Below are 7,871 nucleotides of genomic sequence, written 5' to 3' on the forward strand. Positions count from 1 at the left end.
CCTCGGCAGCGGAGCCGGCGCCACCGCCTATCTCAGCTCCGGCGTCGCGTACGGCGTGATCGAGCTCCTGCCTCGAGTGGCCAACGGCGGCCCGAGTCCGCTTGTCGGCCACCCAGTTGTTGAACCGTCAGATTCCGGCGTGGAGCCGGACACCGAAGGAGTACGCATTGCTGCCCAAGCCAGTCAGATGGGGGATGTTCCCCGCCCTCGCAGGTGTGGTGGCCGTCTCGGTCGCCGTGCAGGGACCGGTCGCGCAGGCGGTCGCCCCCGAAGCAGCGTCGGTGGGGCAGCGCACGGAGACCGCCAGAACCGTCACTCTCATCACCGGGGACCGGGTCATTCTGCGCCCCCAGCCCGGCAGAAAGGCTCCCGCCGTGTCCGTGCTGCCCGACAAGGGCCGGGAGGACATGGGCTTCCGCCTCGTACGCACCCTCCGAGCCGGGACACAGCACATCAGCGTGATTCCCCAGGACGCCGAGTACCCCCTGTCCACCGGGAAGTTGGACGCGCGGCTGTTCGACGTCACGGAGCTGATCCGTATCGGTCGGGACGACGCGCGCTCGCGCTCACTGCCGTTGATCGTCATGGCACGGGCTGGCAAGGCGGCCGCCCGGCCCGCACTCACCGCACACGGAGCCGACCTCGGACGCACCCTGCGCGCTCTGAACGGCGGCACCCTCACCCAGCCCAAGAGGAGCACCAGTGGTCTGTGGCAGTCACTGCTCAAGGGACAATTGTCCAGCAGTGTCAGCAAGCTCTGGCTGGACGGCAAGGCCAGGGTCCTGGACGACGAGAGCAACAAGATCGTCGGTGCCCCCGCCACATGGAAGTCCGGCATCACCGGCAAGAACGTGCTGATCGCCGATCTGGACACCGGCATCGACGCCAACCACCCCGACTTCAAGGGCCGCATCGCCGCCTCGAAGGTCTTCACTGGCGCCGGCCTCAAGGACGGATACGGGCACGGTACCCACACCGCCTCCACCATCGCCGGCACGGGCGCAGCGTCCCAAGGCAAGTACGCGGGCGTCGCGCCGGGTGCCAAACTGCTCATCGGTAAGGTCTGCGACGACAACGGCACCTGCCCGGACAGTGCGATCATCGCGGGCATGGAGTGGGCCGCGGCCCAGCACGCGGTCGCCGTCAACATGAGCCTCGGCGACACCGTCACCGACGGAACCGACCCGGTGGCCACCGCCCTGAACCGGCTCACCGCACAGACGGGCACTCTGTTCGTGGTGGCCGCCGGCAACGAGGGCGGGCCCAAGGGCAACGGCGTGGACGGCACGATCGGCAGCCCCGGCAGCGCGGACGCCGCGCTCACCGTCGGCAGCACCACCAAGCGCGACACCCTCAGCGACTTCTCCAGCCAGGGCCCTCGACTCGGCGACGCCGCCGTCAAACCCGACCTGGTGGCACCCGGCTCGGACATCATCGGCGCCCGCGCCGACGGCACCAACATGGACACGCCCATGCCCAACCTGCGCTACGAGCAGGCGTCCGGCACATCCATGGCCGCTCCGCACGTCACCGGTGCCGTGGCCCTCCTCGCTCAGGCCCACCCCACCTGGAAGGCCGCCGACTTCAAGCGGGCCCTGACCTCCTCGGCGCACGGCCTGAAGAACCTGACCGCCTTCCAACAGGGCTCCGGCCGCCTCGACATCGTGCGCGCCCTGAAGCAGAAGGTCCACGCCACCTCCGGCGCCGCCAACCTGGGCCTGTTCGCCTGGCCGCACGCCGACGCCACCGCCACTCGGCAGATCACCTACCGCAACGACGGCGACCAGGCGGTCACTCTCAAGCTCGCCCTGGACACCTACGGCCCGGGCGGCAAGCGGGCCCCGGCCGGCATGTTCTCCCTGGGCGCCACCAGCGTGACCGTCCCCGCGCACGGCACCGCCACCGCGAACGTCACCGGCCGTACCACCAAGGCCCAGGTCGGCCGCTACGGCGGCGCCGTCCTCGCCACCGCCGGAGACACCACGGTGCGTACCGCGTTCGGCCTGTTCGCCGAACCCGAACGCCACACACTGACCGTCACCGGCCTCAACCCTCAGGGTAGGCCGGCCGCAGGCGCACTGCTGACAGTCTTCGGCCCGCGCACCGGCATCCAGCAGGAGATCCGGCTGGGGAGCGACGGCACGTTCCGGCTGCGCCTGCCGAAGGACGACTACACCATCCTCGGCGTCGACGACAGCCTTGCCAAGCTCGACGGTTCCGCCACCCGGACCGGCACCCGGACCCTGCTCGCCGCCACCGGCATCCGCACCGACCAGGACCGCACCGTGACACTCGACGGCCGCAAGGCCGGCAAGGTCTCGGCCCGCGTCGACCACCGCGACGCCAGAGCAATGTCCACCTCGGCCACCCTCGCGCTGGCCGGGGGGCAGGGGATCGACGGCTACTCACTCACCGCCGTCGTCGGCAGCAAGGCCACCCTGTACGCCACGCCCACCGCGCAGGCCCCGGGCGTCCGCTACGCCGCCTCCGCCACTTTCACGGGCAAGGACTCGGGCGGCGCCTACCGCTACTCCTTGCGGCAGACACACAAGGGCGGCATTCCTGCCGACACCAACCCCGTCGTCCACGACCGGCAACTAGCCACCGTGCATGCCAGTTACGCCTCCCAGGGCGGCAAGCGGGTAGCAGCCGTGCGCTCCGATCTGCCGACGAACGAGGCGGAGTTGATGCCGTTCATCCCGACGCTGCCCACCGCACTGCCGAGCCGAGTGACCGAGTACTACTCAGTCGCCCCCGGACTCACCTGGAAGCACTACCTCGACCTCTTCGGGACTACGGACAACAGGCCCGACGGCACTCTCCCGGACCATGACGAGACGACCGCGGTCCGTCGCTACCAGGCAGGACGCACGTACACCGTCGACTGGAACCGGGCCCCCGTCGGCCCAGCCGTCTACAGCTCCACCCGCAAGGGCAACCACGTGTCCCTGGACCTGGCGCCGTATGCCGCCACAGGCACGGGGCAGCGCCTCGACGGCTCCTCCAACCCCGGGGTCTACGGCGACGTCGCGCTGTCCTCCGGTGGACGGGTCATCGACCGAACGGGCGACCTCTCGAACATCGGCTTCACCGTCCCCAGCGCCGCCAAGCGCCGCTACACCCTGACCACCCGCACCACGCGCACGGCCGACTGGACGGCGCTCGGCACTCGCTCCACGGTGACCTGGGGCTTCACCTCGGCACGGCCCCGCGGCTCGACGTCCTCGGCGCTGCCGCTGCTGACCGTACGCACCGGGGGAGACGTCGACCTCAACAGCACTGCCCGTGCCGGCCGTACCTTCCGCGTCCCACTCACTGTGCAGCGCCCCACGGGTGCCCAACGGTCGGCGGTGAAGCGGCTGGCCCTCCAGGTCTCCTACGATGACGGCCACACCTGGAAGACCGTCCATGTCACCCGCCACGGCAGTGATGGCAGTGTCCTGCTCCACCACCCGAGTCGCGCCGGATACGTCTCCCTGCGGATCAGCGCAGCGGACAAGGCGGGCAACACCGTCACCCAGACCGTCATACGGGCCTACCGACTTGCCACAGTTCACTGACGCGTCCGACGGCGCTCTTGAGGCTCCCGGTCCCGGTTCTCCCGGGCCGGGAGCTCTATGCCCATGGCAGTTCTCCACCGAAATGATGAGCTGGAAACCCGTCGCCTGGCCGAAGCGGTCAGGGATTTCGCCGACCTAGCATCACAAGATGTCAAAGACGAGTACTGCTGGGCGGGTCCAATCGCTTGACGTTCTCCGAGGAATCGCGATTGTCGGAACACTGTTGACCAATATTTGGATATTCACTTCCATAGGAGAGAACTGGAACTCTCACGCCGCCACCGATGGGCCGACAGAGGGCTGGACGGCGTACATTGACCAGATATCCTCGGCACTGTCGAACGGGAAGTTCCTCGGGCTGCTGTCGATATTGTTCGGCGTCGGGATGGCCATCCAGTTCGAATCCGCGCTCCGCAATGGACACCGTTGGATCTGGCGTTACGAATGGCGTTCGCTGCTCCTGCTGGCCGACGGGTTCGTGCATTTCGCGCTCGTCATCGACTTCGACATCCTCATGGGGTACGCCCTCGTGGCCATGGTGGTCGCCCCCCTGATGCTGCTGCGCACTCGCTGGCTCGTCGTTGCAGCCGTGCTCGCCGGAGCACTGCACCTGTTCATGGAACTGCGTCGGTACCGGAGCTACACCTCGGACGACTTCGGATCCGCTGATGCCTCCGCCGCCGATGCGGCCCCGCTCCCGGACCTGCCGCCGAGCACATATGCCGGCGAGGTGCTCGGACGCCTGGACGTCTTCTGGGACGCACGGTACGAGGCGTTCGTCATAGCGCCGCCGCTTTCGGCGCTTCTGTTCCTATCCGGGGCTCTGTTGTGGCGCGCCGGGCTCTTCAAGGGCGACGCGCGGGCGCGAACGATCAGCCGACGGCTCGCTCTGATCGGCCTGGGCGTGGGCGTACCGCTGACGCTGTGGGAGTTTCTGCCCCTGGCCGGACAGGAGGTGGCCGGCGCGTTCTCCCGGTACACCATCGCCCCGATCGTGGCCTTCGGCTACCTGGGACTCATTCTCGTGCTGCTGCGGTGGCGCGGCGGTACGGGGTTCGTCGCCGGGTGCTTCGCCGCCGTCGGCCGTACCGCGCTGTCGTGCTACATGCTCCAGAACGTCATCGCGATGGTGGTTTTCAGCGAATGGGGCCTTCGTATGGGACCGTTGGGCGGCGTCGGCACCATTGTCGCGTGGGCAGCGATCAGCGCCGTGCTGATGCTCGCGGCGTCGTTGTGGCTGCGACGGTTCCGTCAGGGGCCGTTCGAGCTGGTGTGGCGGGCCGCGGTGGATGCTCCGTTCCGCCGGTCCGGCCGCACATGCCCGAAGGAGACCCTTGTCAGCACCACGTAGCGGGGAGCCCGGATCCGGCATACCGGGCGGACCGCCGAGCATGTCCCGTTCCCACCTCGCCACGGTCGCCTGCCTGGGCGTGGTCACTGCGGTGATCGACGTGGGTGACCTGCTGTGGATCGGCTACACCACGGGATGGCTACTGGCCATCCTGATCACCGCCGTCGCGCTCGGTGCGTCCGTGACCCTGCGCCGCACCCGCCCGGCGACGGCGCTCGCCATCGCGGGTCTGGGCTACGCCGTCGCGTCTGCCATCCTGTTCTCCGACCGCCCCCTTCCGACCACGGCGCAGGCCGCCCTGTGGGTGGCCGTGTTCAGCGCGATCGCCACGGGAACGGGCCGCCTGCGGCTGACCGCCATCGTCACGCTCGGGACGTGTGTCGCCCTGGATGCGTATCAGAGCATCCGTATGAGCGATGCGGATGCCTTCGATCCTGCGTTCCTCATCTACAGCACGGTGAGCGTCAGCTTCGTACCCGTCGTGGTGGTGGCAGTCGCCGAGGCAGTACGCGGCCGCGTCCAGCTCGCCACCACGCAGGCCGAACAGGCCGAACACCTGCGCCAGTTGGACGCCCGCGCCGCAGTCCGCGACGAGAGGCTGCGCCTCGCCCGGGAGCTCCATGACGTGGTGGCCAACCGGCTCAGCGCGGTCACCATGCGGATCACGGCCGAAGGCCATGTCCGCAAGCACGGATGCACCACCCCCGAAAGTGAGGCTCTCGCTGAGATCGGCCAGGAGATCAGTACCGCGCTGAGTGAACTGCGCAGCATGCTCGGCACCCTGCGGGACGACGACGGCGACATCGGTACCGCCACCCCGCCGTCGCTGAGAGACATCGAACTGCTGGCCGAGGAAGCCCGCCGGGCCGGCGCAGATGTGGACATCGTCATCAGCGGCGACTCCTCCCCGCTGTCCAGCCTGGTCGATCACGCCTCCTACCGCATCGTTCAGGAGGCGTTGACAAATGTGACCCGTCACGCCTTCCCGCCGCACGCGACCGTCCACCTGGCCTTCGGCAGTGATCACCTGCATGTGCGCATCGATGACGACGGCGTCCTGCGCGCCAGTTCGCACATGACCTCGTCCGGCCATGGGATCATCGGAATCCGTGAACGCGCGGCGCAGTGTGGCGGCTGGGCCGCAGCGGGGCCTAGACCAGAGGGTGGTTGGACGGTCGAGGCGGCCCTGCCCCTGCACAAGGATGTCCCGTGACCTTTTCCGTACTGTTGGCCGACGACCAGGACATGGTGCGCTCCAGCATGCGCATCATGATCGACGTCGAACCCGACCTCAAGGTCGTCGGGGAAGCCGCCGACGGGGAAGCGGCGGTGTCGATGACCGCCCGGCTCCACCCGGATGTGGTCGTCATGGACATCCGGATGCCCAAGATGGACGGGGTGGTGGCCACGCGCCGCATCATGAGCGCCCCGAACCCGCCGGCCGTACTCGCGCTCACGACCTTCGACCTCGACGAGTACCTGTACGGCACCCTGCAAGCGGGAGCCGCCGGCTTCGTGTTGAAGAAAGACAGCGCCGCCACCCTGCTCGACGGCATCCGGGCGACCGCCAGGGGAGACGGCTTCGTCTCACCCGGGCCCACGGGAAGGCTGATCGCGCGCATATCCAGCGGAGACAGCGTCCCCTACGAACTGCCTGCCGAGCTGACACCGCGAGAGCGTGACGTCCTCGCTCTCCTCGGCCACGCCCTGAGCAACACGCAGATCGCGCACCACCTTCACATCGAAGAGAGCACCGTCAAGTCCCACGTCCAGAAGCTGCTCACGAAGCTGAACGCCCGCACCCGGGTCCAAGCGGCACTCATCGCCAGCCGGGCGGGACTGATCGACAGGCAGCCGCGCTGAGGGCTCCGCCACGGCGCGGGGCCACCTCGGCAAGGCGGCGGGTGACGAATCCCGTGCCGCCGCCGAGCCGCGGTGGGATGAGCCCCACGCCCAGAAGGCCGAGCGCCAGGATCCGGGCACAGATGCAGCGGGCGACCTCCGGGCCACCGATCTCCTGAGAATCCCCGGAGGAGCCGCATACGGCGAGGAGTGAAGGCCCAGCTAAAGAGGAGGCCCCTCCGGCGCTCCTCACTCCGGTCGTCCTGCCGACGAGGGGCAGTCCGGCCGCGTCCCGCAGAAGGCGCATCGCGGAATCCCTCTCACCCCTGCCCACGGGGTTCGGACCTGTGTGTTCGCCCCCTTCTCAGCCCGGACACGAGCGGAGTTGAGAACGAGGCGAGAGATATGGATCAGGCGCGCGTCGGCGCGTCTGCGCAGAACGGCGCCGTGCAGCCGGCCCCACAATCCGGCTTTGGACCAGATCACAAACCGACGGTGAGCCGTTGACTTCGAGATGCCGAAACACGGCGGCAGGGCCCGCCAGGCGCAACCGCTGACGAGTACGTAGACAATGGCCGCGAACAAGGTCTCATCCGGGGTATTCGCCGTACCACCTCCCTGCGGCCGCGTCTGTTGTTCCGGAATCAGTGGCTTAGCCAGGTCCCACAAGCCGTCCGGAACGAATGAGCTACAGGTCTGCCATGCCGGGAAGACTTCCGCCTCACCACGTGGGAGATGATCCGCCGTAGTGAACATGATGTGCCCAACTCCTTTCGTGGTGGAAGGGGTCGGGCAAAATGTATGGGGTGCTCGGCATTGAAACGCGGCGCAGACCGTAAGAGGGTACTAAGTGCTGAGCCGATCGAGGAGGCGCTCCTCCGAAATGAGGAGAACGGTACTCGTCGGTCGGTGGAGCAGATTCGGCCCTCTGCGGCTATAGGCTTCCCATGCGCAAGGACCATCGGCAGCGTACGTGCGCGGGCAAAGATATTCGGTTCGGCTGACGAACACGCTGAAGTGATTTCGGAAAAACGGCGCCGGGGGGGGGGGGGGGGGGGGGGGGGGGGGCGGGGGGGGGGGTGGGGGGGGGGGGGGGGGGGGGGGGGGGGGGGGGAGGG

The 7,871-nt window shown here is 68.5% G+C and carries 4 protein-coding genes and 1 pseudogene; 4 read left to right on the plus strand and 1 reads right to left on the minus strand.

The annotated features are described in order from the left end of the window. Positions 1-167: 167 nt before the first annotated feature. From ACZ6I3_RS07225 to ACZ6I3_RS07240, 4 genes are all read left to right on the plus strand, one after another. The gene (locus tag ACZ6I3_RS07225) at positions 168-3,560 is read left to right on the plus strand and encodes a S8 family serine peptidase (RefSeq protein ID WP_469412451.1); all 3,393 of its coding nucleotides are present in this window, start codon (positions 168-170) and stop codon (positions 3,558-3,560) included. A 148-nt stretch (positions 3,561-3,708) separates the two neighbouring features. Next, positions 3,709-4,911, plus strand: coding sequence for a DUF418 domain-containing protein (locus tag ACZ6I3_RS07230; protein WP_469412453.1), 1,203 nt, complete (start codon positions 3,709-3,711; stop codon positions 4,909-4,911). A 79-nt stretch (positions 4,912-4,990) separates the two neighbouring features. After that, the gene (locus ACZ6I3_RS07235) at positions 4,991-6,124 is read left to right on the plus strand and encodes a sensor histidine kinase (protein ID WP_469412454.1); all 1,134 of its coding nucleotides are present in this window, start codon (positions 4,991-4,993) and stop codon (positions 6,122-6,124) included. Next, positions 6,121-6,774, plus strand: a complete 654-nt coding sequence (locus ACZ6I3_RS07240) for a response regulator (RefSeq protein ID WP_469412455.1) — start codon at positions 6,121-6,123, stop codon at positions 6,772-6,774. Before ACZ6I3_RS07235 ends, ACZ6I3_RS07240 begins: the two co-directional genes overlap by 4 nt. Before the next feature lie 247 nt (positions 6,775-7,021). Here the strand turns inward: ACZ6I3_RS07240 and ACZ6I3_RS07245 are convergent. Next, positions 7,022-7,509: pseudogene (locus tag ACZ6I3_RS07245) on the minus strand (transposase); the annotation flags it as partial. Between the last annotated feature and the right edge of the window lie 362 nt (positions 7,510-7,871).

This window comes from Streptomyces sp. NPDC041940, assembly GCF_055589465.1.

What these genes read in the sequence shown, in the direction of transcription:
- ACZ6I3_RS07230 (WP_469412453.1), top strand. Translation starts at nt 3,709, where the DNA reads ATGTCAAAGACGAGTACTGCTGGGCGGGTCCAATCGCTTGACGTTCTC.